The organism is Pseudomonas sp. PAMC 26793, assembly GCF_000313235.1.
GTDB classification, from domain to species: domain Bacteria; phylum Pseudomonadota; class Gammaproteobacteria; order Pseudomonadales; family Pseudomonadaceae; genus Aquipseudomonas; species Aquipseudomonas yamanorum.
Genome location: NZ_AMXG01000054.1, coordinates 32,856 through 57,792, shown reverse-complemented (window position 1 = coordinate 57,792; position 24,937 = coordinate 32,856). Strand labels below are relative to the sequence as shown.

The following is a 24,937-nucleotide window of genomic DNA, read 5'->3' as shown; positions in this document are numbered from 1 at the left end:
GCCTATTCAAGTACCGCTTCAAGATCGAAGTGGCACAGCCTGCGATGGACATCTTCCTTGCGCTCACGCACAGAGTGGCTTTGCGGAAACACGTCACAACAGCCATGCAAGAGTTGCAGCACCTCAACCGCCAATTCAGGCTCCCAGCGTTGCAAGCCTGACTGCTGCAGTTCGTGGTCCAGGTGGTCAAGCTGGACTTTGGCAAGGTCATGCTTGCCCGCCAGCACAGACAACCTGGCGAGGCCAAGCCGCCAATGAAATCGGGCACGCTCACCTACAGCGCTTTGCATGCCTTGCTTGAGCGACCGAACGGCCGCCTTGAACCCGTCCTTGCGCAGCACGGGCATGACGTCATGCAACGCTTTGTCCCAAGGCGCGGCCTGGGCATCAAGTGCCGACCTGGCTGGCACCGGACCTTGCAAATGGCGGACAACCTGAGTGTTGATCCAGCCCCGGGTAACGGAGTCAGCAAATGGCGTTCCATCGTGAAAGCGCAACTGCACGAGCCCAGGCAAACGCTGGAGCAACAAGGCGAAGTGCACTTCCAACTCGGTCATGGCCAAATCGGCCTGAAGTGTCTGCAGGCACTCCCACACCCTGTACAAGCCGTCAAACCAGAAAGGTGCGCAGGCCAGGCTGGCCTCAAGCTCCAACAACAGGTCGGCGTGTTGCCCTTGGGCAAAGCGCTCCTGGTAACGCTTGAGTTTGTCTGGCGCCGGTCCCCGCAAAGGCGTGACCTGTTCGTTGTCACAGTCCGGGAGGCTGGTGATCGTCAGCCAGGTCAACGTTCGGTTCAGACGCAGCGCGCGCAGGTCAGTGGCATTCTGGCGCTGCCACCAGGCAGACAAAGGCCGGGCATTTTCCTGCAGCGCACGCAGCAGCTTATGGGCGTCCTTTTCGTTATCCACCACAGGCTCGGGGACCAGCTGTTGAGTCGCCACCTGCCTGACCTGGTCGCTTACCCCTGCGATACCGCTGGGCGGGGAATCACGCTCGGTGGCCTGCTGCAACCCGTCCGAGAGCCGCCTGCGAAGCGGCAGTAACGATGGCGCGTCTTCGCCGAGGTGTTGGGTCAATAGTTCATCCAGCCGGGTCAGGTGTTCGAGCATGCAGTGGAACAGGGAGCGCTGGTCCTTGAACGAAAGATGTTGCCCAAGCGCCTGCTCAAGGCGCGGAACAAGCCAGCCAAATGCGGCACTGCGGGTACGCAGTTTGACCGGGTACACGACCGCCCAATGATGCTCACAGAGATAGCGCAGCAATCCGAGACCTGCGAGCAATCCGGGAAAGGACTCACGCTGATGCAATGCCCAGGTCAACCAGACAGCGACCCGCAAGTCCTTGGACTGTTGGCGTAACAGAGCCTCACTTTTTTCCACGACCCATTGCCATTCAGGCTGGCTGTTACCGTGTAGGGAATGCGTCTTGCCCAGTTCGGTTTCAAGCGCCTCATACTCAGTGGAAAAACGCATATCGGCGCCCGCATAACTCACTGTCGAGTTGGGTGCCTGCGCAAGTTTCAGGTAATAATCGGAAAGCCTGTCTGAATAAACCATCATGGGCTGCACTTTACTTACTGGACATGTTCAGCCAACTAACGACACTTTAAGCGCACGTCAGAATACTATTTAAGTTCATCTTCCCGGCGGAAAGAACACAAACCTTATCCATGCAAAAAGCATTGTTCAAGTCACGAAACAGCTGTTAAGGAATTTCCTACAAAAATAAAAAATTCTCCGATGCGCAACAATTTGCGCAATCAGAACAACACGCATGCTTATAATTCATGTAAACCCTGCGGATATGCCACCTATCGGCATGCTGCAACTAACTGCACACCCCCGCGCAAACAAATACAACTAACTTCTGTTCCAAACCAGCAATACGCCTGAAAAAACAAACCAATAAAACCCTAATCCCCCGACTTTATTGACTCTTGAACTTTCAGGCACGCTTCTTGATATCGAGCATTACCCAGCCGGCAGATCAGCCGACTGGGGCGACCTCATTTATCAGGCAAGGAAACCAGTTATGCCAACACCCGCGTATCTCTCCATCACCGGCACCAAGCAAGGCTTGATTACGGCAGGCACGTTCACCCAGGACTCGGTCGGCAACATTTATCAGGAAGGCCACGAAAACCAGATTCTGGTGCAGGGGTTCCAGCATCAGGTGATCATTCCCCGTGACCCACAATCCGGCCAGCCCACCGGCCAGCGCGTGCACAAGCCCCTGATGATCAGCAAGGTATTCGATAAATCTTCGCCCCTGCTGTTCAACGCATTGACCTCCGGGGAAATGGTCAAGTGCCGCCTTGAGTGGTACCGCACCTCTTCAGTCGGCACCCAGGAGCACTACTTCACCATCGAGCTGGAGGACGCGATTCTGGTGGACATCCAGTCACGGATGCCCAACTGCCAGGACCCGAACAATTCGCACTTCACACACCTGGAGGATGTGTATTTCGCTTACCGGAAAATCCTCTGGACCCATAAGGTATGCGGCACCTCGGGCTCTGATGACTGGCGCAGCCCGGTAGCCGGCTAAGCACCCACCGAAACAGAAACGGCAACGCCATGGACGGCGCCGTTTCTGTCGGCTACTAGACCATCGCCAACGGATGCTTGCGCTTCGGCGCACCAAACACCCGGTCAATCGCGTCCAGGTCGTGCTCATCCAGCACCAGCTTTGCCGCCGCGGCATTGAGCCGCACATGCTCGGGCGTCACGGCCTTGGGAATGGCGATCACACCGTCCTGGCGCAAGACCCAGGCCAGGGAAACCTGGGCGGGAGTGACCTCGTGGCGATGGGCAATTTGCTTGAGGGTCGGGCTGGCCAACAGCTCGCCACCCTGGGCGATGGGACAGTAGGCCATCAGTGGCAAATTATGTTGCTGCCACCACGGCAGCAGGTCGAATTCGATACCGCGCTCTTCAATGTTGTAGAGCACCTGATTGGTGGCGCAGGCCGGGGACGCCAGTTCCTGCAGGTCGGCCACATCAAAGTTGGACACGCCCCAACGACCGATCTTGCCCGCCTCCCGCAAGCGTTCGAAGGCTTCCACCGTTTCTTCAAGGGGATATTGCCCACGCCAGTGCAACAGATACAGATCGATGTAGTCGGTGCCCAGGCGCTGGAGACTGGCCTCGCATGCCTGTGGGACACCCTTGCGGCTGGCATTGTGCGGGTACACCTTGCTGACCAGGAACACCTGGTCGCGCTTGCCGCGAATCGCTTCGCCGACGACTTCCTCGGCGCCGCCTTCGCCATACATTTCAGCGGTATCGATCAGGGTCATGCCCTCATCAATGCCCAATTGCAACGCCGCTACCTCGGCGCTGCGTTGCCCGGGATTTTCGCCCATCCGCCAGGTCCCCTGGCCGATGACAGGGACGGGAACGCCGGCCAGATCAATGGTGCGCATGACAACCTCCTGATGAATTCGCGAATTAACAGTGTGGCACCGACTGGACAAAAGGGTTCAATCGAAGGAAGGTGGCCCTTTCCATGCCAGCCATAGAAAGGGCGCCCAATGCTGTTTGTGGTCATGCTGGGGGGCAAGCACCCCCGGGCGAAAATCGAAGTGCATGATGTGGTGTTCGCCGTGGCCGACACCCTGGAAGCCGCCTACCCGCAACTGCGCGAAGGCTGGTTTGGCAGCCAGAAAGGTGTGCATATCGATTCCTGGATGACGGTGGACGGCGTCGACGGCTGGAAAGTCCAGCTCAGCCACCTGGCACCTAACGCCGGTGCGCCACGCCTGTACTTCATCAACCTGGGCGGTTACGAATCGAACATCTTTGGCGAAGCCCACCACTACCTGCTGGTGGTTGCACACACGGCCAGGGAAGCTGCGGCCCAAGGCAAACGGCAGATGCTCACGCACTGGACGCAATCTCATACCGACGGTGTGCTGGATATCGATGACTGCCTGCCCATCGACCTGGTAGACGGGCGCTACGTCCACCTGGAACAGGGCGTCCACCGCCCGGTCGTCACGCGAAACGACTACATCGTCCTGCCCTGACCGCCTCCTACCCGAACGGGGTATGGCGCCCCACCCGCCACCTGCCTGAAAGTGCAATCAGCCCCTCGGCCTGACAATAAGCACAACATCAAGGTGGGTCCGCCATGCATAAAGCCGTTATCGCCCTGTTCAGCGCTGTCTTGCTTGCATCCACGTCCCTCAGCCAGGCCGCTGACGACCCGGGCAACACCTTGCGCATCTACAACTGGGCCGATTACATCGGGGAACACACCCTCGCCGACTTCGAGAAAGCCACCGGCATCAAGGTGGTCTACGACACCTACGACTCCTACGAAACCGTGCAGGGCAAGCTGCTCTCCGGGCGCTCGGGTTATGACTTGGTGGTGCTCAACGCGTCACTGGTGCCGCTGCTGATCAAAGCCCAGGCCTTCCAGCCCCTCAACAAAACGCTGCTGCCCGACTGGACCAACCTTGACCCTCAGGTGCTGAAAAGCCTGGAAACCCATGATCCGGGCGTGACCTATTCGGCGCCCTACACGTGGGGCAGCAACGGCGTGACCTACAACATCGACAAGATCAAGGAGCGCATGCCGGATGCGCCTATCGGCTCCCTGGCGATGATCTTCGATCCCAAGATCGTTTCGCGCTTTGCCGACTGCGGCATTACGTTCATGGACTCCCCCACCGACATGATCCCGCTGGCCCTGACCTATCTCGGCCTGGACCCCAACAGTGTGGCGCCCAAAGACCTCAAGGCCGCCCAGGATGTACTGATGGCCGTACGCCCGTACATCCGCAAATTCGATTCCAGCGGTTTTATCAACGGCCTGGCCAACGGCGAGCTATGCATGGCCACGACCTGGTCCGGCGACTACGCCACGTCCCAGGCCCGGGCCGCGGAAGCCGGGGCCAAGGTCAACCTGGGTTACTTCATCCCCAAGGAAGGTTCGCTGATCTGGTTCGATAACTTCTACATCCCGAGCGACGCGCCCCATGTGGCGAATGCCCACAAATTCATCGAATTCCTCCTGCAACCGGAAGTCATCGCCGGCGTCAGCAACACCATTCACTACGCCAACAGCAACCTGGCGTCCAAGCCCTTTGTAAATGCGGACATACGCGACAACCCGGCCATCTACCCGGACCTGGCGACGATGCAGCGCTTGTTCACCCAGAAAAGCCAGTCCCAAGCCGCCGTGCGCCTGATCACCCGTACCTGGAACGCCGTGAAGACCGGCAAGTGAAACCCAGCCATTGAAGGTAAATGCCATGACCCTGCCAAATCCTGCTTTTTTCGCCCAGTTCGACCACGAGCAATTGGACGCCGCCGACAAGGCCCATTACATGCACGGCTTCCATATGTTCGACGAACACCGTGAACAAGGCTCGCTGAACATTGCGGCCGGTGACGGCGCCTACATCTACGACACCGCCGGCAACCGTTACCTGGATGCCGTCGGCGGCATGTGGTGCACGAATATCGGCCTGGGCCGCGAAGAAATGGCCGACGCCATCGCCAACCAGGTGCGCCAGTTGGCCTACTCCAACCCGTTCTGCGACATGGCCAACGTCACCGCCATTGAACTGTGCGCCAAGCTCGCCAGCCTGGCCCCCGGCGACCTCGACCATGTGTTCCTGACCACCGGCGGTTCCACGGCTGTCGATACCGCCTATCGCCTGGTGCAGTTCTATCAGAACAGTCGCGGCAAGCATGGGAAGAAACACATCATCTCGCGCCTCAGTGCGTACCACGGCTCGACGTTCCTGACGATGTCCATCGGCAACAAGGCCGCCGACCGCGCGCCGGAATTCGACTTCATGAGCGACCTGTTCCACCACATCTCCTGCCCAAACTACTACCGGGCGCCGGAAGGCATGAGCGAGGCGCAGTTCCTCGACTTCCTGGTGGATGAGTTCGAAGACAAGATCCTGACCATCGGTGCCGACAAAGTGGCCGCGTTCTTTGCCGAACCGATCATGGGCTCGGGTGGCGTGATCATCCCGCCCAAGGGTTATCACCGGCGCATGTGGGAAGTCTGCCAACGTTATGACCTGCTCTACGTGGCGGATGAAGTGGTGACGTCCTTCGGTCGGCTGGGCAAATTCTTCGCCTCCCAGGAGGTGTTCGACATGCAGCCGGACATCATCACCACCGCCAAGGGCCTGACTTCCGGCTACCTGCCGCTGGGCGCCTGTATTTTCTCGGACCGCATCTGGCAAGTGATCGGCGAGCCGGGCAAGGGCCGCTGCTTTACCCATGGCTTCACCTACAGCGGCCATCCGGTGAGTTGCGTGGCGGCGCTGAAGAACATCGAGATCATCGAGCGGGAACACCTGCTGGCCCATGTCGAAGACGTCGGCGTGTACCTCGAACAGCGCCTGCAAACCCTGGCCAGCCTGCCGTTGGTGGGCGACGTACGCTGCCAGCGCTTGATGGCCTGCATTGAATTTGTCGCCGACAAACACACCAAGGCGCTGCTGCCGGACGCGGTGAACATCGGCGAGAAGATCCACCTGCGGGCCCAGGCCAGAGGCTTGCTGGTACGGCCCATCGGCCACCTGAATGTGATGTCGCCGCCGCTGATTATCACCCATGCCCAAGTGGATGAAGTGGTGGAGATCCTGCGCCAGTGCATCCTCGACACCGCCGAAGAGCTGCGCCAAAGCGGCGAGTATCAAGGCCGATGAGCCTGGGCGCCCCGGTGCTTTTGCCGGGGCCCTGGCCGGCGGGTATACTGGCCGGCATGAGCCAGAACGCCGATCACTGCCCTGCCCCGTCCTTCCAGGTGCTTGAAGCCTGGAACAGCGCGCTGGCCCACGCCTTCGCCAACGTCGACGAAGCGACCTTCCTTGAACACCTGGCCTGCGCCCTCAGTGCGCTGACCCCTATCGAATCGATGATGATCAGCCTGGAGCGCCAGGGCCAGGCGCCACACTTGCTCTACCAGCAAGGCATTCCCCGGCCGCACTATGAAGAAATCATCAACCGCTACTTTTCCCGGGGCTACCTGCTGGACCCATTCTGCCTCGCGGTAGACAAGGGCCTGGCCGAAGGCTTCTACCACCTGGCGCAAATCGCCCCGGACGATTTCTTCAACAGCGAATACTACAAGACCTACTACCTGCGCAGCGGCGGCGCCCAGGAGAGCTACTACATCGTTGACCTGTGCCCCAACAGCAAGATTTCCCTGTGCATGTTCCAGGGGCTGAGTGCCGGCCAGTTCAGCGATGAGCAACTGGCGCTGCAACGAACCGCCCAACCCATCGTGCGTGAACTGCTGCGGCGCTTCGGCACCACCGGCGGGCTGTGCAAGGTGATCAGCGACGAGGCTTTCACCCAGACCCAGGTGCATCAGCAGATTGAAGCGGCGTTCATGCATTTTGGCAGCGGCGTATTGACCGTGCGCGAACGGGAGATCGCCCACCTGATCCTGCGCGGGCACTCGGTAAAATCCACCGCCCAAGTGCTGGGCATTTCCCCGGAAACCGTGCGCATGCACCGCAAGCATCTGTATACCAAGCTTGAAATCAATTCCCAGGCGGAGCTGTTTGCGCTGTTTATCGACTGGCTGACCCACAGCGGCGTAATGGCCCGATCCTGAACCGTCCATGCAACCCAGGGGAACTTTGCCAGGAAATAACCACCTGAATCCGGTACGCTCACCGTTTTTACCCAAGGAGTTATCCCTCATGGCCAAAGCCACCGCCCGTCACATCCTGGTTTCCAGCGAAGACAAGTGCAACGAACTGAAAGCGCAAATCGAAGCCGGCGCTGATTTCGCCGAAGTTGCCAAAGCCAACTCGTCCTGCCCGTCCAGCCGTCAAGGCGGCGACCTGGGCTCGTTCGGCCCGGGCCAAATGGTCAAAGAATTCGATACCGTCGTATTCAGCGCCCCAGTCAACACCGTGCAAGGCCCCGTGAAAACCCAGTTCGGTTATCACCTGCTGGAAGTGACCAGCCGTCAGGACTGATCCTGTCCGCACCTATGTTTAAAACAGCGGCCCGCCTTTTGGTGGGCCGTTGTGCATCTGTGACAGTGTGAAGACTGGCGAGGCGTACGCGCATAGCGTACAAATCCCTTTACCTCTTCACCCGGCGCCCAAGGCTGATAATGCGAGTCGCTTTTTCTACCCTGCTTTGCTCCACCCTGGCCCTGTTGCTGGCCAGCACCGCCGTGATCGCCGCGCCGCAATCGGCACTGACCGTGTACGGCGAACCGGCCAAATACCAGCCCGGCTTCACCCATTTCGACTACGCCAACCCCAATGCCCCCAAGGGCGGCAGCTTGCGGCGTTCGGCGATCGAAATCGGGCGCTACGACCACGTGCTGCCCTATGGCGACAAAGGCATCGGTGTCAGCCAGGTCGACGGTTGGCTGTATTCGCCCCTGGCCCAGCGTTCCCTGGATGAGCCCTACACGGTCTACGGCCTGGTGGCGGAAAAGATGGAGCGGTCAGACGACGGTCTGTCCCTGCGTTTTTACCTGAACCCCAAGGCGCGTTTCGCCGATGGCCAGCCGATCACCGCCGAAGACGTGCGCTACACCTTCGACCTGCTGATGACCCAGGGCAGCCTGCGCTACCGCACGCTGTTCGCCGACGTCAAACACGTCGAAGTCGAAGGCCCGCGCCAGGTGCGCTTCGACTTCTCCAGCAACGAAAACCGCACCTTGCCCCTGGATGTCGCCACCCTGCCGGTGTTCCCCGAGCATTGGTGGAAGACCCGCAACTTCGCCGACGGCGGCGGCTACGAGATTCCCCTCGGCAGCGGCCCCTACACCATCAGCAAGGTGGATGCCGGCAACACCATCACCTTCAAGCGTGACCCGAACTGGTGGGGCAAGGACCTGCCCATCAGCCGTGGTCTGTACAACTTCGATCACCTGAGCCTGGAATACTTCGGCGACACCGAAGTGGCGCGCCAGGTCCTGCGGGGCGGAGCCTACGACTTCAACCGCGAATTCTCCGCCACCGGCTACTCCATCGGCTACAACGGCCCGGCCCTCGACGATGGTCGCCTGCAGCGCGCGCACCTGGCCAAAGAGGCGCCGCAACCGGCCCAGGGCTACGTGTTCAACGTGCAAAAGCCGATGTTCAAGGACCGCCGCGTGCGCCAGGCCCTGGCCATGTTGTGGGACTTCGAATGGGCCAACCGGCAGATGATGCGCAACATGTACATCCGCCAGCAAAGCTTCTTCTCCAACAGCCCACTGGCGGCGACCCAACTGCCGGACGCCCAGGAGCTGGCGATTCTGGAACCTTTGCGCGGGCAGATTCCCGACGAAGTCTTCACCCAGGTGTTCAAGGCCCCCACCACTGACGGCACCGGGATGATCCGCGACAAGCAGCTGCAAGCCCTGGCCCTGCTGGAACAGGCTGGTTGGAAACCCGACGGCGACAAGCTGGTAAATGCCGAAGGCGAGCCGCTGGAGTTCACCTTCCTCAACGCCCAGAACGGCCTTGAGCGCCTGTTGTTGCCCTACAAACGCAACCTCGCGCAAATCGGCATCACCCTCAATATCCGCCGTATCGACTCCTCGCAATACGTCAACCGCCTGATGGCCCGGGACTACGACATGATCGTCACCGGTTTCCCGGTCACCACCTCGCCGGGGATGGAGTTGTACAACTACTTTGGCTCGGCCGCCGCGTTTGATACCGGCGCCAACAACTACATGGTCCTCAAGGACCCAGCCGTGGACAGCCTGATCAACGGCCTGGTCAAGGCCAACACCCAGTCGCAGATGCTCAGTTACGCCCACGCCCTGGACCGCGTGCTGCAATGGAATTACCTGTGGATTCCCAACTACTACCCGCCGGGCACCTCCGCCGCGTGGTGGAACCGCTTCGGCCGCCCGGCCGTGGAAGCCAAGACCGATGAGGCCCTGGAAACCTGGTGGGAAATCAGCCCCACGCCGCTGACCAATGAACAGATGAAAGCCGAATTGACCAAACGCCCGGGAGCCCGCTGATGTTTGCCTATATCGTGCGGCGCTTGCTGCTGATCATTCCCACCCTGGTGATTATCCTGCTGGTGAACTTCGTTATCGTGCAGGCCGCGCCCGGCGGGCCGGTGGAACAGGCCATCGCTCACCTGCAAGGCATCGGGGGCGGTGGCGTCGGCGGCTCGTCTGCCGAAAGCCTCAGCAGCGGTTCACGGGCCAGCCGTGGCCTGGACCCGAAGCTGATCAAGGACATCGAAAAACAATACGGCTTCGACAAGCCCGCGCCGGAACGCCTGTGGCTGATGCTCAAGAGCTACGCCCAACTGGATTTCGGCAACAGTTTCTTCCGCGGCAAAAGCGTGACCGACCTGATCCTGGAAAAGATGCCGGTGACCATTTCCCTCGGCCTGTGGGCCACCTTGATCACCTACTTGGTGTCGATCCCGCTGGGGATTCGCAAGGCGGTGCGCCATGGCAGCAGTTTCGATGTGTGGAGCAGCACCGCGATCGTGATTGGGTATGCGATGCCGGCGTTTCTGTTTGCGATGTTCCTGATCGTGGTCTTCGCCGGCGGCACTTCGCTGAACTGGTTCCCGGTGCGCGGACTGGTCTCGGAAAACTTCGACCAGTTGAGCGCCGTGGGCAAGATCGCCGACTACTTCTGGCACCTGGTACTGCCGGTCAGCGCCCTGGTGATCGGCGGTTTCGCCACCTTGACCATCCTCACCAAAAACTCGTTCCTCAATGAAATCACCCGCCAGTACGTGGTCACCGCCCGAGCCAAAGGCTTGAGTGAACGCCGGGTGCTGTACGGGCATGTGTTTCGCAATGCCATGCTGCTGGTGATTTCGGGAATTCCCCAGGCGTTTATCGCGGTGTTCTTTGCCGGTTCGCTGCTGATCGAGGTGATTTTCTCCCTCGATGGCCTGGGCCGCATGAGCTACGAAGCGGCCGTTTCACGGGACTATCCGGTGGTGTTCGGCTCGTTGTTTATCTTCACACTGTTTGGCCTTTTGATAAAACTCATCGGTGACCTCTGCTACACCCTGGTGGACCCGCGTATCGACTTCGCCGCGAGGAACGCCTGATGCTCAAGCTCTCCCCCGTGGCCCGTCGGCGCTTCGAACGCTTCAAGAAAAACCGTCGCGGCTGGTGGTCGCTGTGGCTGTTTATCGGCCTGTTTATCCTGACCCTCGGCGGCGAGTTGATCGCCAATGACAAACCCTTGGTGCTCAGCTACCAGAACGAACTGTATTTCCCGGTATTCAAGCGCTACACCGAGCAGGAGTTCGGCGGGCAACTGCCGTTCCAGGCGGACTACCGCAGTGAATACGTGCAGAACCTGATCAAGAAGGACGGCGGCTGGATGCTGTTCCCGCCGATCCCGTTCAGCGACGACACCCCCAACTACGAACTGACCCGCCCTGCCCCCAGCCCGCCATCGAGCGTGAACTGGCTGGGCACCGACGACCAATCCCGCGACGTACTGGCGCGGGTGATCTTCGGTGCACGGGTATCGATCCTGTTTGCCCTGGCCCTCACCGCCATCAGCGCCGCCATCGGCATCGCCGCCGGGGCGTTGCAGGGTTACTACGGCGGCTGGGTCGACTTGCTCGGGCAACGAATATTGGAAGTGTGGTCCGGCCTGCCGGTGCTGTATTTGCTGATCATCCTGTCGGGGTTTGTCGAGCCGAATTTTTGGTGGTTGCTGGGGATCATGGCGCTGTTTTCGTGGCTGGCCCTGGTGGACGTGGTGCGCGCCGAGTTCCTGCGGGGGCGCAACCTGGAGTACGTCAAGGCCGCGCGGGCATTGGGCCTGGGGGACGGCAAGATCATCCGCCGGCATATCCTGCCGAACGCAATGACCGCCACCCTCAGCTACTTGCCATTCATTTTGACCGGGGCGATTTCTACCTTGAGCGCCCTGGATTTCCTCGGCTTCGGCATGCCCGCCGGCAGCGCGTCACTGGGCGAGCTGATCGCCCAGGGCAAGCAGAACCTGCAAGCGCCATGGCTGGGGCTGACTGCATTTTTCACCCTGGCGCTGATTTTGTCGTTGCTGGTATTTATCGGCGAGGCGTTGCGTGACGCCTTCGACCCACGCTCATGAAGGGCCCTGAGATGACTGAAAACCTGATCGAGATTCGCGATCTGAGCGTCGCCTTCAACGGCCAGACCGTGGTGCGCAACCTCTGCCTGGACGTGCGCCCCGGCGAGTGCCTGGCGCTGGTGGGCGAGTCGGGGTCGGGCAAGTCGGTGACCGCCCATTCGATCCTGCAATTGCTCCCCGAAGCCGGCACCGAAACCACCGGTTCAGTGCGTTATCGCGGCCAGGAACTGCTCGGCGCCTCACCCGCCACCCTGCAAAAGCTGCGGGGCAACCGGATTGCGATGATCTTCCAGGAGCCGATGACGTCCCTGAATCCGCTGCACAGCATCGAGAAGCAAATCGGCGAAACCCTGCTGCTGCACAAGGGCCTGGGTGGCAAGCAAGCCCAGGCGCGGATCCTTGAATTGCTGGAACTGGTGGGCATCCAGAAGCCCCAGGAACGCCTCAAGGCCTACCCCCATCAACTCTCCGGCGGCCAGCGCCAGCGGGTGATGATCGCCATGGCCCTGGCCTGCGAGCCGGAACTGTTGATCGCCGACGAACCGACCACCGCGCTGGATGTGACGGTGCAGCGCAAGATCCTGCTGCTGCTCAAGTCCTTGCAACAACGCCTGGGCATGTCGCTGCTGCTGATCAGCCACGACCTCAATCTGGTGCGCAGCATTGCCCAACGGGTGTGCGTGATGAAGGCCGGGGAGATTGTCGAGCAGGCGGATTGCGAAACCCTGTTCTGCGCCCCCAAACACCCTTACAGCCGCCTGCTGCTGGATGCTGAACCGGCAGGCATCGTCTTGAATCACCAGGCGCGGGAGACGGTGTTGCAGGTGGATGACCTGAGCGTGCAGTTCCCGCTGGGCGGCGGACTGTTCCGGCGCAAGCAGTACCTGCAAGCAGTGGACGGCATCAGCCTGACGGTGCAGCGCGGCAAGACCTTGGGGATCGTCGGCGAGTCCGGCTCGGGCAAATCCACACTGGGCCAGGCGATTCTGCGGCTGCTGGATTCCAGCGGCGCGATTCGCTTCCAGGGCGAGGCTCTCGAAGGCCTGACGCAAAAACAGATGCAGCCGTGGCGCAAGCAGATGCAGGTGGTATTCCAGGACCCGTTCGGCAGCCTCAGCCCGCGGATGTCGGTGGCGCAGATCATCAGCGAAGGCCTCGAAGTGCATGCCCCGTGCAGCCTCAAGGACCGCGAAGCCCAAGTGATCCGCGTGCTGGAAGACGTCGGCCTGGACCCCGCCAGCCGCCATCGCTACCCCCATGAATTTTCCGGCGGCCAGCGCCAACGCATCGCCATCGCCCGTGCCCTGGTGCTCAAACCGGCGCTGATCCTGCTGGACGAACCCACCTCGGCGCTGGACCGCACCGTGCAGAAACAGGTGGTCGCCTTGCTCCTTGAGCTGCAAGAAAAGTACGGCCTGACCTACCTGTTTATCAGCCACGACCTGGCAGTGGTGCGGGCCCTGGCCCACGACATGATCGTGATCAAGGACGGCAAGGTGGTGGAGCGCGGGCCGAGCGACGAAGTATTTGCCGCGCCTCAACATCCCTACACCCAGGAACTCCTCGCGGCGGCACATCCATGAGCACCAGCGGCAGCCTCAAGGATTACCAATACGTTCGTGGCCTGGCGATCCAGTCGTTGTTCGAGATCATCGAGCAGTCCAGCGAAGGCACGGTGATTGTCGACGGTGACGCCAACATCGTCTGGATGAACGAGCGTTACGCCAAGCGCTTCGGCCTGAAAAGCGCCGACGAGGCCATCGGCCAGCCGTGCGAGCAGGTAATTTCGAACAGCCTGCTACGCCAGGTGGTACGTAACGACCAGCCGATATTGCTGGATATCCAGGACACGCCCAAAGGCCCGCTGGTGGTGATGCGCCTGCCGATCCATGACGACGCGGGCAAGGTGATCGGCGCAATCGGGTTTGCGTTGTTTGATGAACTGCGCAACCTGTCGCCGCTGATCGAGCGCTACCTGAGCATGCAGCAGGAACTGGCGTCCACCCGGTCGTTGCTGAGGTCACGGCAAAGCAAGTACAACTTCGCGCACTTTATCGGCACCAGCGCGGCCAGCCTGGAAGTCAAACGCCGGGCGCGGCGCAGTGCCAGCGCGGACTCGCCGGTGTTACTGCTGGGGGAAACCGGGACCGGCAAGGAACTGCTGGCCCAGGCGATTCACGGTGCATCGCCTCGGGCGCACAAAGCCTTTGTGAGTATCAACAGCGCAGCGATTCCCCATGATTTGCTGGAAGCCGAATTCTTTGGCACGGCACCGGGCGCGTTTACCGGCGCCGACCGCAAGGGCCGTCCCGGCAAATTGCAGATTGCCCAGGGCGGCACGCTGTTTCTCGATGAGATCGGCGACATGCCCCTGCCGCTGCAAAGCAAGCTGCTGCGGGTGTTGCAGGAGAAAGAGTTCGAGCCCGTGGGCTCCAACGAGATGATCCACAGTGATGTGCGGGTGATTGCCGCCACGTCGATGGACCTGGAAGCGGCGATCAAGCGCGGGGAATTTCGGGCGGACCTGTATTACCGCCTGAATGTGCTGCCGATCCAGGTACCGCCGTTGCGCGCGCGGCTGGATGATTTGCCGGCGTTGAGTGAGGCGATCCTGGAGGAGTTGCGCAGCCAGCACGAGCTGGACCGGGAAGCGCTGGCGCTATTGGCGCAGCATGCCTGGCCGGGGAATATCCGCGAGCTGCGCAATGTACTGGAGCGGGCGGCGCTGTTGAGTGATGACCTGGTGCTGGATGCCCGTGAAATCCGCGCGGCAATTGGTACGTTCAGCCCGGTGGAACACAGTTCGGTAGAGACCGTTGAGGGCGAGAGTTTCAGTGCGGCCAGGGAACGGTTTGATCGGCAGGTGATTGGGGCGGCGTTGAAGCAGTGTGAGGGGAATGTGGTGGAGGCGGCGAAGCGGCTCGGGCTTGGCCGGTCGACCTTGTACAAGAAAATGGTCGCGCTGGGCATCGTCTAGTCTCAAAACAGAGACATAATTCCAAATACAGAGAAAATCCACTGTGGGAGCGGGCTTGCTCGCGAATGCGGTGTGTCAGTGCCTGAATTACTGCCTGATACACCGCATTCGCGAGCAAGCCCGCTCCCACATTTGATCTCCAACAGTCTCAAATTCGGGACAAAACTTGAGAACACACTCATAGATCAATAATTTCTCTATATATTTCAACAAGTTAACCACTTGGCACACATCTCGCTATAGCCCTTCCCCACCGCCTCACCCCACAAAAATAACAATCAGATGGAGACACACCATGAGTGTGATCATTGCCCTCGCAGCCCTGGCGCTGCTGATGCTGGCCGCCTACCGTGGCTACAGCGTCATCCTGTTTGCCCCCATCGCCGCCCTCGGCGCTGTTCTGCTTACCGACCCTTCCGCCGTCGCCCCCGCCTTCACCGGGGTGTTCATGGAGAAGATGGTCGGCTTCCTCAAGCTGTATTTCCCGGTGTTCCTGCTCGGCGCGGTGTTCGGCAAGCTGATTGAAATCTCCGGCTTCTCGCGCTCCATCGTCGCCGCCGCGATCCGGTTGCTCGGCACCCGCCAGGCGATGCTCGTAATCGTGCTGGTGTGCGCCCTGCTGACTTACGGCGGCGTGTCGCTGTTTGTGGTGGTGTTCGCGGTGTACCCGTTTGCCGCCGAGATGTTCCGCCAGAGCAATATCCCCAAGCGCCTGTTGCCGGCGACCATCGCCCTTGGCGCATTCTCGTTCACCATGGACGCCCTGCCCGGCACGCCGCAGATCCAGAACATCATCCCCAGTACTTTCTTCAACACCACCGCCTGGGCTGCGCCGTGGCTGGGCCTGATCGGCACAATCTTCGTGTTCTGCGTCGGCATGCTGTACCTGGCCCGCCAGCGCAACAAGGCCCAGCGGGCCGGTGAAGGCTATGGCACCAACCTGCGCAACGAGCCAGAGACCGCCGAAGACATCAAGCTGCCCAACCCATGGATCGCCCTGTCGCCGCTGTTGCTGGTGGGCATCATGAACCTGCTGTTCACCCACTGGATTCCGCTGTGGTACGGCAAGACCCACACCCTCAGCCTGCCGGGCATGAGCGCGCCGGTGCAGACCGAAGTCGCCAAGCTCACGGCGATCTGGGCGGTGCAGGCGGCGTTGCTGGTGGGGATCATCGTGGTGCTGGTGTTCGGTTTCTCGGCGATTCGCAGCAAGCTCGCCGAGGGCAGCAAGAGCGCGGTCAGCGGTGCATTGCTGGCGGCGATGAACACCGCTTCGGAATACGGTTTTGGTGCGGTGATCGCCTCGTTGCCGGGCTTCCTGGTGCTGGCGGACTGGCTCAAGGGCATTCCCAACCCACTGGTCAACGAAGCGATTACCGTGACCCTGCTGGCCGGTATCACCGGTTCCGCCTCGGGCGGCATGAGCATCGCGCTGGCGGCCATGTCGGAGAGCTTTATTTCAGCGGCCCATGCGGCCAATATCCCCCTTGAAGTACTGCACCGGGTCGCGGCCATGGCCAGCGGCGGCATGGACACCCTGCCCCACAACGGCGCCGTGATCACGCTGCTGGCGGTCACCGGGCTGACTCACCGCGAAGCCTATAAAGATATTTTCGGCATCACGATCATCAAGACCCTCGCGGTGTTCGTGGTGATTGGTACTTTCTACGCCACCGGCATTGTGTGAGGTTGATATGACGACATTGAACGGCAAGACCGCCCTGGTCACCGGCTCCACCAGCGGCATCGGCCTGGGCATCGCCTTGAGCCTGGCCAAGGCCGGCGCCAACCTGATCCTCAACGGCTTCGGCGACGCCAGCGCGGTGATCGCCCAGGTGCAGGCCTTCGGCGGCAAGGTCGGGCATCACCCGGCGGACGTCAGCGACCCGGCACAGATCGCCGAGATGATTGCCTACGCGGAGCGCGAGTTTGGCGGCATCGACATCCTGGTGAACAACGCCGGGATCCAGCATGTGGCGCCGGTGGATGAGTTTCCGGTGGAGCGCTGGGATTCGATCATTGCGATCAACCTGTCGTCGGTGTTCCATAGCACGCGTTTGAGCCTGCCGGGCATGAAAGCCAAGGGTTGGGGGCGGATCGTCAATATCGCGTCGGTGCATGGGCTGGTGGGTTCGGTGGGCAAGGCGGCTTACGTCGCGGCCAAGCATGGCGTGATCGGCCTGACCAAGGTAGTGGGCCTGGAAACCGCCCAGAGTAACGTCACCTGTAATGCCATCTGCCCGGGCTGGGTGCTGACGCCGCTGGTGCAGAAGCAGATTGATGATCGCATCGCCACCGGGGTTGACCCACAGCAGGCGCAGCAGGATTTGCTGGCGGAGAAGCAACCGTCCCTGGAGTTCGTGACGCCACCGCAATTGGGTGAGCTGGTGCTGTTCCTGTGCAGCGAAGCCGGCAGCCAGGTGCGGGGCGCGGCGTGGAATATCGACGGCGGCTGGCTGGCCCAATAAACGACGATTTGATCGTTCCCACGCTCCGCGTGGGAATGCCTCATTGGACGCTCTGCGTCCGCTCTTGGGACGCGGAGCGTCCCGGGCTGCATTCCCACGCGGAGCGTGGGAACGAGAGAGACTCACCTATGTCCGAAATACTCTGGCAACCCTCCCCCGAACGCATCCGCAACACCCGCATGGACCAGTTCCGGCGCTTCATCAATGATCGCCATGCCTTGCAGATCAGCGACTACCCGGCCCTGCACCAATGGAGCATCGACCAGCGCCCGGACTTCTGGCAGTCCATCGTCGAGTTCTTCGACGTGCAGCTCCGCACGCCACCGAGCGCGGTACTGATCGAAGGCGCCGAGATGCCCAGCGCCCAGTGGTTTCCCGGCGCTACCCTGAACTTTGCCGAACACCTGCTGCGCCGTCGCGACGATCATCCTGCGGTGGTCGCCATCAGCGAAGACGGCCAGCGCGAACAACTGACCTATGCCGAACTGGCCCGCCACGTCGCCGGCCTGCAACGCAGCCTGCGGGGGGCCGGTGTGGGCATCGGTGACCGGGTGGCCGCGTGCATGCCCAACACCTGGCAAACCCTGGTGGGCATGCTCGCCACCACCAGCCTCGGCGCCATCTGGTCGTGCTCTTCGCCGGACTTCGGTACCCAGGGTGTGATCGACCGCTTCGGCCAGATCGAACCCAAGGTGCTGATCACCTCCGCCGGCTACCGCTACGCCGGCAAGGTCATCGACCAAAGCAGCAAGCTCAACGAAATCCTCCAGCGGCTGCCGTCCCTGCAACAGCTGATCATCGTGCCGTATGCCCGCCCGCAGGCGCGTCCCGAGGATTACCAGACCCGGGCCAACGTCACGCTCTGGGACGACGTCTACAGCCCCGGCGGCGAACCCGATTTCGTCGCCGTGCCCTTCGATCATCCGCTGTACATCCTCTATTCCAGCGGCACCACCGGCGTGCCCAAGTGCATCATCCACGGCACCGGCGGCGTACTGCTCACCCACCTCAAGGAGCACGGCCTGCACGCCGACCTGTCCCGGGATGACTGCCTGTTCTACTACACCACCTGCGGCTGGATGATGTGGAACTGGCTGGTGTCGGTGCTGGCCATCGGCGCCACGGCGGTGCTGTATGACGGATCACCGTTTCACCCGGGGCCGGAACGCCTGATGGACTTGATCGACCAGGAAAAAATCAGCGTGTTCGGCACCAGCCCGAAGTTCCTCGCCACCCTGGAAAAGGCCGGGCTGCAACCGCGGCTGAGTCACGACCTGGGCAGTCTCAAGGGTTTGATCTCCACCGGCTCGCCGCTGTCGCCCCAGAGCTACGACTACGTCTACCGCGAGATCAAGCCGCAGCTGTGCCTGTCGTCGATGTCCGGCGGTACCGACATCGTCTCCTGCTTTGTGATCGGCAACCCGGCGCTGCCGGTGCGGCGTGGCGAGATGCAGTGCAAGAGCCTGGCAATGGCCATCGAAGTCTGGGACGACCAGGGCCGCCCGCGGGTGGGCGAAAAAGGCGAACTGGTGTGCACCCGGCACTTCCCGGCGATGCCCATCGGCCTGTGGAATGACCCGCACCAGGAAAAACTGCGGGCCTCGTATTTCAGCCAGTTCCCCGGCGTGTGGGCCCAAGGCGACTACGCCGAACAACGGCCCAATGGCAGCCTGCTGATCCATGGCCGCTCGGACGCGGTGCTCAACCCCGGCGGCGTGCGCATCGGCACCGCAGAGATTTATCGCCAGGTGGAAAAGGTGCCGCAGGTCCTGGAAAGCCTGGCCATCGGCCAACGCTGGCAGGATGACGTGCGGGTGATTCTGTTTGTGCGGCTCAACGACGGCGTCGAACTGGATGACGCCCTGGAGCAGCAGATCCGCCAGGTGATCCGCGCCAACACCACGCCGCGCCATGTGCCGGCGAAGATTCTCGCGGTGACGGACATCCCGCGCACCATCAGCGGCAAGATCGTCGAACTGGCGGTGCGCAACGTGGTGCATGGCGAGGCGGTGAAGAACACCGACGCCCTGGCGAACCCCGAGGCACTGGAGCAATTTCGTGATCGCCCGGAGCTGGCAGAAAGATGAAACGTTTTAGCCCTTCAGCACTCATTTGAAGACAAAACCCTCAAGCATGCTATTTTTCGAGGGTGGAAAGCCGATCACTCCTCACGGGATAATCGGCTTTTGTCATTCTTCAAGCGTTACGCGCAGGGCATTTTCATGAATGTATCACCCACCGGCAGCGAGGCCGCAGCACTGATTGCGCGGCTGGACTGGGCACGAAGCCCCCTCGGTGACGCCATTGATTGGCCGCAAAGCCTCCGCACAGCCGTCGACATCGTGATCCATTCACCCATGCCGATGCTGTTGTTGTGGGGTGCCGAACTCACCCAGATCTACAATGACGGCTTCGCAATGCTGGCCGGCAACAAGCACCCTGGCGCCTTTGGCCAGCCTGCCGACCTGATCTGGCCGGAACTCAAGCCCTTCACCGACCCGATCTACAGCGCCGTCTTCGCGGGCCAGGTGCGCACGTTCACCGAGCAGCGTTTCGTGCTGCAACGCAACCACCGCGACACCGAGATCTGGCTCGACCTGACCTACAGCCCGATCCGCGACGAGCGTGGTGAGGTCGCCGGAATCCTGATCACCGCCATCGAAACCAACGAGCGTCGGCGCATCGCCCTGGAACTCCAGCAACGCACCGAAAACAGCCTCAAGGCCCAGCGCGACACCGAACAGCGCCTGCAACTGGCCCTGGCCGCCACCGACGCCGTGGGCACCTGGGACTGGGACATTGGCGAAGACCGGTTTATCGCCGACGCACATTTCGCCCAACTGCATGGGGTTGACCCCTGCGATGCCGGCCTGCTGCCCATCAGCGACTACCTGCAGGGTGTGCACCCCGAAGACCGTGGCATGGTGGCCCGCAGCATCAAGCATTGCATCACCCACGGCACCGAATACGCCGAGGAATACCGCCTGCTGCAGGCCGACGGCGAAGTGCGCTGGGTGTTTGCCCGGGGCCGTTGCTACAAGGACCACCATGGCCGACCGGCACGTTTTCTCGGCGCCGCCCTCGACCTGACCGAACGCAAGCACACCGAACAGGCCCTGCGCCAAAGCCAGACCGAGCTGCAACTGATCATCAACGCCATGCCGGTGCTGATCGGCTATGTCGACCACGAGCAGCGCTTTCGCCTGAACAACAGCGCCTACCTGGACTGGTACGGCATGACCCCGCAAGAGCTGTATGGCAAGACCATCCGCGAAGTCGTAGGCGACGAAATCTATGCCGGGCGCGTCGACAAGATCGAAGCGGCGCTCAAGGGCAAGGCTTGCAGTTTTGTCACCGTCACGCCGCACCATGACGGCCGACCCCGCCACGCGCTGATGAAGTACCTGCCGCGCTTCAGCGCTGACGGTTCAGTCAACGGTTTCTACATTTTTGTGATCGACGAGACCGAGCGCAAACTGACCGAAGAAGCCCTGCGTCACCTCAACGAAAACCTCGAAGAGCGCGTCAACCAACGCACCCAGGCCCTGGCCGAAGCCAACCAGCGCCTGCAAAACGAGATGTTCGAGCGCGAGCGTGCCGAAGACGCCCTGCGCCATGCACAGAAGATGGAAGCGGTCGGCCAGCTCACCGGCGGCATCGCCCATGACTTCAACAACATGCTCACCGGGATCATCGGCAGCCTGGACCTGATGCAACGCTACATCGCTGCCGGACGCAGCGACGAGATCGGCCGCTTCACCGACGCCGCCGTGTCCTCGGCTCATCGTGCGGCTGCGCTGACCCACCGCCTGCTGGCGTTCTCCCGCCGCCAATCCCTGGACCCCAAGCCGGTAGACCCGAATCAGTTGGTGGCATCCCTGGAAGACCTGTTCCGCCGCACCAAGGGCGCGCATATCGAACTCAAGGTACAACTGGGCACTGACGTGTGGCCGGTGAACACCGACGCCAGCCAGCTGGAAAACGCCCTGCTCAACCTGGTGATCAACGCCCGCGATGCAATGCCCGACGGCGGGCAATTGTGTATCGAGACCGCCAACAGCTACCTCGACGGCACCGACATCACCACCCTGGAGCCGGTCAAGGCCGGCGACTATGTGATGCTTGGCGTGAGCGACAACGGCGCCGGCATGACCGCGAAAATCCTCGCCAAGGCCTTCGACCCGTTCTTCACCACCAAGCCTATCGGCCAGGGCACCGGCCTTGGGTTGTCGATGATCTATGGGTTTGCCCAGCAATCCGGCGGCCACGTGACCATTGAAAGCCAGCCGGGCCAGGGCACTTGTGTGCGGTTGTACCTGCCGCGCCTGCATGGCACAGCACTGGAACGCACCGTGCCCGCCAGCCACGGTGAAGCCCCGGTGGCCCTGGCGGGGGAAGCGGTGGTGGTGGTCGAGGATGACGCGGCGGTACGGATGCTGGTGGTGAATGTGCTGGCTGAACTGGGCTACACCGCGCATCAGGCCGCCGATGCACGGGCGGCATTGCCGTTGCTGGAGTCCGACCTGCGGGTGGATTTGCTGGTGACCGATGTGGGCTTGCCGGGAATGAATGGTCGGCAATTGGCAGAAATTGCACGCCAGCATCGACCCGAACTCAAGGTGCTGTTCATGACCGGTTACGCCGAGAAAGCCGCCGAGCGCCAGGGGTTCCTGGAGGAAGGCATGGACATGGTGGCCAAGCCGTTTTCGATTGACCTGCTGGCTAACAAAATCCGCAGCATGATCAGCTCAGAGGCCTGACTTCAGGCATAATCGCGCGCCGTTTCACATCAGGACCGATCAATGAAAGCCCAAGCCCGTCACATTCTGGTGAAAACCAGCGAGGAAGCCGAACAGCTCAAGCAGCGTATTGCCAAGGGCGAAGCGTTTGACGTGTTGGCCAAGAAGTACTCCACCTGCCCTTCCGCCAAGCGCGGCGGTGATTTGGGTGAAGTGCGACCGGGGCAGATGGTGGGGGTGATTGATGCGGTGATCTTCAAGAAGCCTGTGAAGGTGGTTCATGGGCCGATCAAGAGCAAGTTTGGGTATCACCTGGTGCAGGTGTTTTACCGCGATTGATGGGTGATCGTTCCCACGCTCCGCGTGGGAATGCCTCACCGGACGCTCTGCGTCCGCTATTGGGACGCAGAGCGTCCCTGGCTGCATTCCCACGCGGAGCGTGGGAACGATCAGCGTTAGTCTCGGGGGATTAGTGCACCCGGCATCTGAATCACCCGGCTCGCCAATCGATGCCCGGCCAGTGCTGCATCCTGCGGTGAACCTCCCTTGAGCCGACTGGCGAGATACGCCGCACTGAACGAATCCCCCGCCGCCGTGGTGTCGACCACCTTCTCCACCACCAACGCCGGCACCTCGAATCGCTCACCTTCACAGCGAATCAAACACGCATCCGCGCCGCGTTTGAGCACCACCTCGGCAATCGCTGGGTAGGCCGCAAACACCTGCTCGCTGTCCTCATAGCCAAACAATGCGCGCTCGTCATCTTCGGTCAGCAAGGCAATGTCCACCTCGGCCAATACCCGGTGATACGCCGCACGCGCCGCGTCCACACTGGCCCACAGGCGTGGCCGGTAGTTGTTGTCGAACACCACCTTGCCACCGCGTTTACGGATTTCGATCAGGGTTTCCAGTAAGCGCCCACGGCCTACTTCGCCCAGTACTGCCAGGGTGATGCCGCTGAAATACACCACATCGTACGCCGGCAGCGCCGCCAAAATCGGCTCGGCTGCCGGTGTGGTGAAGCAATCGCGCACGGCGGCTTCGTTGCGCCAATAGAGGAATTTGCGCTCGCCGTTGGCATCGGTCTGGATGCAGTACAACCCCGGCAACCGACCGGGCAGGCGCTGGACCATGCCCAGGCCCAGGCCTTCTTCGGCCCAGTGCTTGCACATGGCGTCGCTGAAACTGTCATCGCCCAGGGCGGTGACGTAGTCGACGGTGCTGGGTTCACCCAACTCACGGCGCAGGTAGACGGCGGCGTTCAGGGTGTCGCCGCCGAAGCTTTGTTGCAGGCTGCCGTCAGCGCGGTGTTGCAGTTCGATCATGCATTCGCCGATGAGGGCGATGCGCGGTTGTGTGTTCATGTCTGGGGGCTCTCGATGTACTGGAGGGCCTCTTCGCGAGCAAGCCCGCTCCCACATTTGATCGCATTTCAGCTGAAGGAACTCGGTCGAATGTGGGAGCGGGCTTGCTCGCGAAAGGCGCGACTCGGTCTAGAAGCAGGTATGCAGGCTTTCGATCACCTGCAACTGCTCATCCACCAAATTACCCACTTGCCACTTGTCGAAGGTCAGGCACGGGTGAGAAGTACCGAAGGAGATGATGTCGCCAATGCGCAACTCAACCCCCGGCGCAACCACCATGAACGCATGCTGGTCCATCACGGCGGTGACCTTGCACGCGGTTACGTCATCCCCCTCGGCCGGCAGCACGCCCGCCTTGTAGCGCTTGAGCGGCACTGGCAGGCCGGCGTCGTAGGCGACGTCGCGCTTGCCCAGGGCGATCACGGCGAAGCCTGGCTCCGGCAACGACTGCACGTGGGCCCAGACTTCCAGCGCCGGACGCAGGCCTTCGTTGAGGTCGCTGCGACGGTCGAGTACGCAGCACTGCGCGTCTTTGTAGATGCCGTGGTCGTGGGCCACGTAGCTGCCCGGGCGCAATACGCTGAGGAAGCGGCCGGCGGCGTTCTGGGCTTCGAAGGATTCGGCGATCAGGTCGTACCAGGCCGAACCCGAGGCGGTGATGATGGGCTTGGCCAGGTCGAAGGCGCCGCTGTTTTGCAGGTCGACGGCCAGACGCACCAGGGAGGCGGCGAATTCGCGGATGCCACTGATGGCGTGTTCGCCGTGGATCACCCCTTCGTAGCCTTCGATGCCGGTCAGGGCCAGCGCAGGCTGGGCCTTGATCGCCTTGGCCAGGTCGAGCACCTGTTGTTCGGTGCGGCAACCGCAACGGCCGCCGACCACGCCGTATTCGATCATCACGTTCAGGCGCAAGCCACGGGCGGCAAAGAACAAACCCAGGTCGGCCACGTTGTCCGGGTGGTCGACCATGCAGTGGAAGTCGAATTCGGGGTCGGCCAGCAGGTCTGCGATCAACGCCATGTTCGGTGCGCCCACCAGTTGGTTGGCCATCAACACCCGGCGAATCCCACCGGCATACGCGGCGCGGGTCTGCACGGCGTTGGCCAGGGTGATACCCCAGGCGCCCTGCTCGATCTGCCGCTGGAACAGCGCGGGCATCATGCTGGTCTTGCCGTGGGGCGCCAGTTGCGCGCCGCTGTTGCTGACGAAATCCTGCATCCAGCGGATGTTGTGTTCCAGGGCATCGCGGTGCAGCACCAGGGCCGGCAGGCTGACGTCACGCACCAAATGTGCACCGACCGGGGCGGCGCCTTTTTCAACGGCATTGAAGGCAGACATAGCAATTT

The 24,937-nt window shown here is 61.6% G+C and carries 20 protein-coding genes; 16 read left to right on the top strand and 4 right to left on the bottom strand.

What is annotated here, in order from left to right; genetic code table 11:
* Positions 1-2: 2 nt before the first annotated feature.
* A complete protein-coding gene (tssA, locus tag D109_RS0128090; RefSeq protein ID WP_026078272.1) occupies positions 3-1,556 on the bottom strand; it encodes a type VI secretion system protein TssA in 1,554 nt (517 codons plus the stop codon).
* Positions 1,557-2,031: 475 nt separating this feature from the next.
* Here tssA and D109_RS0128085 point away from each other — a divergent pair, with 475 nt between their 5' ends.
* Positions 2,032-2,547, top strand: coding sequence for an Hcp family type VI secretion system effector (locus tag D109_RS0128085; RefSeq protein WP_017479837.1), 516 nt, complete (start codon positions 2,032-2,034; stop codon positions 2,545-2,547).
* A 55-nt stretch (positions 2,548-2,602) separates the two neighbouring features.
* Here the strand turns inward: D109_RS0128085 and D109_RS0128080 are convergent, their stop codons facing one another.
* Positions 2,603-3,424: an aldo/keto reductase gene (locus tag D109_RS0128080; protein WP_017479836.1), complete on the bottom strand. Its 822-nt coding sequence runs from the start codon at positions 3,422-3,424 to the stop codon at positions 2,603-2,605.
* 108 nt (positions 3,425-3,532) lie between these two features.
* On the opposite strand from D109_RS0128080, the gene D109_RS0128075 reads away from it, so the two are divergent.
* The 15 genes from D109_RS0128075 (at position 3,533) to D109_RS0128005 (ending at position 22,566) form a co-directional block, all read left to right on the top strand.
* Positions 3,533-4,027, top strand: a complete 495-nt coding sequence (locus tag D109_RS0128075; RefSeq protein WP_017479835.1) for a DUF1543 domain-containing protein — start codon at positions 3,533-3,535, stop codon at positions 4,025-4,027.
* Between the two features lie 104 nt (positions 4,028-4,131).
* Entirely contained in the window at positions 4,132-5,232 is a 1,101-nt protein-coding gene (locus D109_RS0128070; protein WP_017479834.1) for a polyamine ABC transporter substrate-binding protein, read from the top strand.
* A 25-nt stretch (positions 5,233-5,257) separates the two neighbouring features.
* Complete coding sequence (locus D109_RS0128065) at positions 5,258-6,676, top strand: aminotransferase (protein ID WP_017479833.1); 1,419 nt, start codon at positions 5,258-5,260, stop codon at positions 6,674-6,676.
* Positions 6,673-7,590, top strand: coding sequence for a LuxR C-terminal-related transcriptional regulator (locus tag D109_RS0128060; protein WP_017479832.1), 918 nt, complete (start codon positions 6,673-6,675; stop codon positions 7,588-7,590). Before D109_RS0128065 ends, D109_RS0128060 begins: the two co-directional genes overlap by 4 nt.
* A gap of 88 nt (positions 7,591-7,678) precedes the next feature.
* Complete coding sequence (locus tag D109_RS0128055; protein ID WP_017479831.1) at positions 7,679-7,960, top strand: peptidylprolyl isomerase; 282 nt, start codon at positions 7,679-7,681, stop codon at positions 7,958-7,960.
* Positions 7,961-8,100: 140 nt separating this feature from the next.
* The gene (locus D109_RS0128050) at positions 8,101-9,960 is read left to right on the top strand and encodes an extracellular solute-binding protein (RefSeq protein ID WP_017479830.1); all 1,860 of its coding nucleotides are present in this window, start codon (positions 8,101-8,103) and stop codon (positions 9,958-9,960) included.
* Positions 9,960-11,021 (top strand): microcin C ABC transporter permease YejB, encoded by a 1,062-nt coding sequence (locus D109_RS0128045; protein ID WP_017479829.1) that lies wholly within the window; start codon positions 9,960-9,962, stop codon positions 11,019-11,021. The genes D109_RS0128050 and D109_RS0128045 overlap by 1 nt, the downstream gene beginning before the upstream one ends.
* A complete protein-coding gene (locus tag D109_RS0128040; RefSeq protein WP_003208019.1) occupies positions 11,021-12,043 on the top strand; it encodes an ABC transporter permease in 1,023 nt (340 codons plus the stop codon). Before D109_RS0128045 ends, D109_RS0128040 begins: the two co-directional genes overlap by 1 nt.
* An 11-nt stretch (positions 12,044-12,054) precedes the next feature.
* A complete protein-coding gene (locus D109_RS0128035; protein ID WP_017479828.1) occupies positions 12,055-13,626 on the top strand; it encodes an ABC transporter ATP-binding protein in 1,572 nt (523 codons plus the stop codon).
* The gene (locus D109_RS0128030) at positions 13,623-15,020 is read left to right on the top strand and encodes a sigma-54-dependent Fis family transcriptional regulator (RefSeq protein WP_017479827.1); all 1,398 of its coding nucleotides are present in this window, start codon (positions 13,623-13,625) and stop codon (positions 15,018-15,020) included. Before D109_RS0128035 ends, D109_RS0128030 begins: the two co-directional genes overlap by 4 nt.
* Before the next feature lie 295 nt (positions 15,021-15,315).
* A complete protein-coding gene (locus D109_RS0128025) occupies positions 15,316-16,707 on the top strand; it encodes a GntP family permease (RefSeq protein WP_017479826.1) in 1,392 nt (463 codons plus the stop codon).
* A gap of 7 nt (positions 16,708-16,714) precedes the next feature.
* Positions 16,715-17,488, top strand: coding sequence for a 3-hydroxybutyrate dehydrogenase (locus D109_RS0128020; protein WP_017479825.1), 774 nt, complete (start codon positions 16,715-16,717; stop codon positions 17,486-17,488).
* Positions 17,489-17,616: 128 nt separating this feature from the next.
* Positions 17,617-19,575 (top strand): acetoacetate--CoA ligase, encoded by a 1,959-nt coding sequence (locus tag D109_RS0128015; RefSeq protein ID WP_017479824.1) that lies wholly within the window; start codon positions 17,617-17,619, stop codon positions 19,573-19,575.
* Positions 19,576-19,710: 135 nt separating this feature from the next.
* Positions 19,711-22,248, top strand: a complete 2,538-nt coding sequence (locus D109_RS0128010; protein ID WP_026078270.1) for a PAS domain-containing protein — start codon at positions 19,711-19,713, stop codon at positions 22,246-22,248.
* 42 nt (positions 22,249-22,290) lie between these two features.
* Positions 22,291-22,566, top strand: a complete 276-nt coding sequence (locus D109_RS0128005; RefSeq protein ID WP_010173346.1) for a peptidylprolyl isomerase — start codon at positions 22,291-22,293, stop codon at positions 22,564-22,566.
* Between the two features lie 116 nt (positions 22,567-22,682).
* Here the strand turns inward: D109_RS0128005 and D109_RS0128000 are convergent, their stop codons facing one another.
* Together D109_RS0128000 and D109_RS0127995 are read right to left on the bottom strand one after the other, a co-directional pair.
* Positions 22,683-23,591 carry a sugar kinase gene (locus tag D109_RS0128000; RefSeq protein ID WP_017479822.1) on the bottom strand — a complete coding sequence of 303 codons (909 nt, stop codon included), beginning with the start codon at positions 23,589-23,591 and terminating at the stop codon, positions 22,683-22,685.
* Between the two features lie 129 nt (positions 23,592-23,720).
* Positions 23,721-24,929: an amino acid deaminase gene (locus D109_RS0127995; protein WP_017479821.1), complete on the bottom strand. Its 1,209-nt coding sequence runs from the start codon at positions 24,927-24,929 to the stop codon at positions 23,721-23,723.
* Between the last annotated feature and the right edge of the window lie 8 nt (positions 24,930-24,937).

Coding starts and splice junctions, on each gene's coding strand:
- D109_RS0128080 (WP_017479836.1), bottom strand. CDS start 3,424: ATGCGCACCATTGATCTGGCCGGCGTTCCCGTCCCTGTCATCGGCCAG.
- D109_RS0128055 (WP_017479831.1), top strand. CDS start 7,679: ATGGCCAAAGCCACCGCCCGTCACATCCTGGTTTCCAGCGAAGACAAG.
- tssA (WP_026078272.1), bottom strand. CDS start 1,556: ATGGTTTATTCAGACAGGCTTTCCGATTATTACCTGAAACTTGCGCAG.
- D109_RS0128035 (WP_017479828.1), top strand. CDS start 12,055: ATGACTGAAAACCTGATCGAGATTCGCGATCTGAGCGTCGCCTTCAAC.
- D109_RS0128040 (WP_003208019.1), top strand. CDS start 11,021: ATGCTCAAGCTCTCCCCCGTGGCCCGTCGGCGCTTCGAACGCTTCAAG.
- D109_RS0128070 (WP_017479834.1), top strand. CDS start 4,132: ATGCATAAAGCCGTTATCGCCCTGTTCAGCGCTGTCTTGCTTGCATCC.
- D109_RS0128015 (WP_017479824.1), top strand. CDS start 17,617: ATGTCCGAAATACTCTGGCAACCCTCCCCCGAACGCATCCGCAACACC.
- D109_RS0128075 (WP_017479835.1), top strand. CDS start 3,533: ATGCTGTTTGTGGTCATGCTGGGGGGCAAGCACCCCCGGGCGAAAATC.
- D109_RS0128010 (WP_026078270.1), top strand. CDS start 19,711: ATGAATGTATCACCCACCGGCAGCGAGGCCGCAGCACTGATTGCGCGG.
- D109_RS0128020 (WP_017479825.1), top strand. CDS start 16,715: ATGACGACATTGAACGGCAAGACCGCCCTGGTCACCGGCTCCACCAGC.
- D109_RS0128065 (WP_017479833.1), top strand. CDS start 5,258: ATGACCCTGCCAAATCCTGCTTTTTTCGCCCAGTTCGACCACGAGCAA.
- D109_RS0128085 (WP_017479837.1), top strand. CDS start 2,032: ATGCCAACACCCGCGTATCTCTCCATCACCGGCACCAAGCAAGGCTTG.
- D109_RS0128045 (WP_017479829.1), top strand. CDS start 9,960: ATGTTTGCCTATATCGTGCGGCGCTTGCTGCTGATCATTCCCACCCTG.
- D109_RS0128005 (WP_010173346.1), top strand. CDS start 22,291: ATGAAAGCCCAAGCCCGTCACATTCTGGTGAAAACCAGCGAGGAAGCC.
- D109_RS0128030 (WP_017479827.1), top strand. CDS start 13,623: ATGAGCACCAGCGGCAGCCTCAAGGATTACCAATACGTTCGTGGCCTG.
- D109_RS0128000 (WP_017479822.1), bottom strand. CDS start 23,591: ATGAACACACAACCGCGCATCGCCCTCATCGGCGAATGCATGATCGAA.
- D109_RS0128060 (WP_017479832.1), top strand. CDS start 6,673: ATGAGCCTGGGCGCCCCGGTGCTTTTGCCGGGGCCCTGGCCGGCGGGT.
- D109_RS0128025 (WP_017479826.1), top strand. CDS start 15,316: ATGAGTGTGATCATTGCCCTCGCAGCCCTGGCGCTGCTGATGCTGGCC.
- D109_RS0128050 (WP_017479830.1), top strand. CDS start 8,101: ATGCGAGTCGCTTTTTCTACCCTGCTTTGCTCCACCCTGGCCCTGTTG.
- D109_RS0127995 (WP_017479821.1), bottom strand. CDS start 24,929: ATGTCTGCCTTCAATGCCGTTGAAAAAGGCGCCGCCCCGGTCGGTGCA.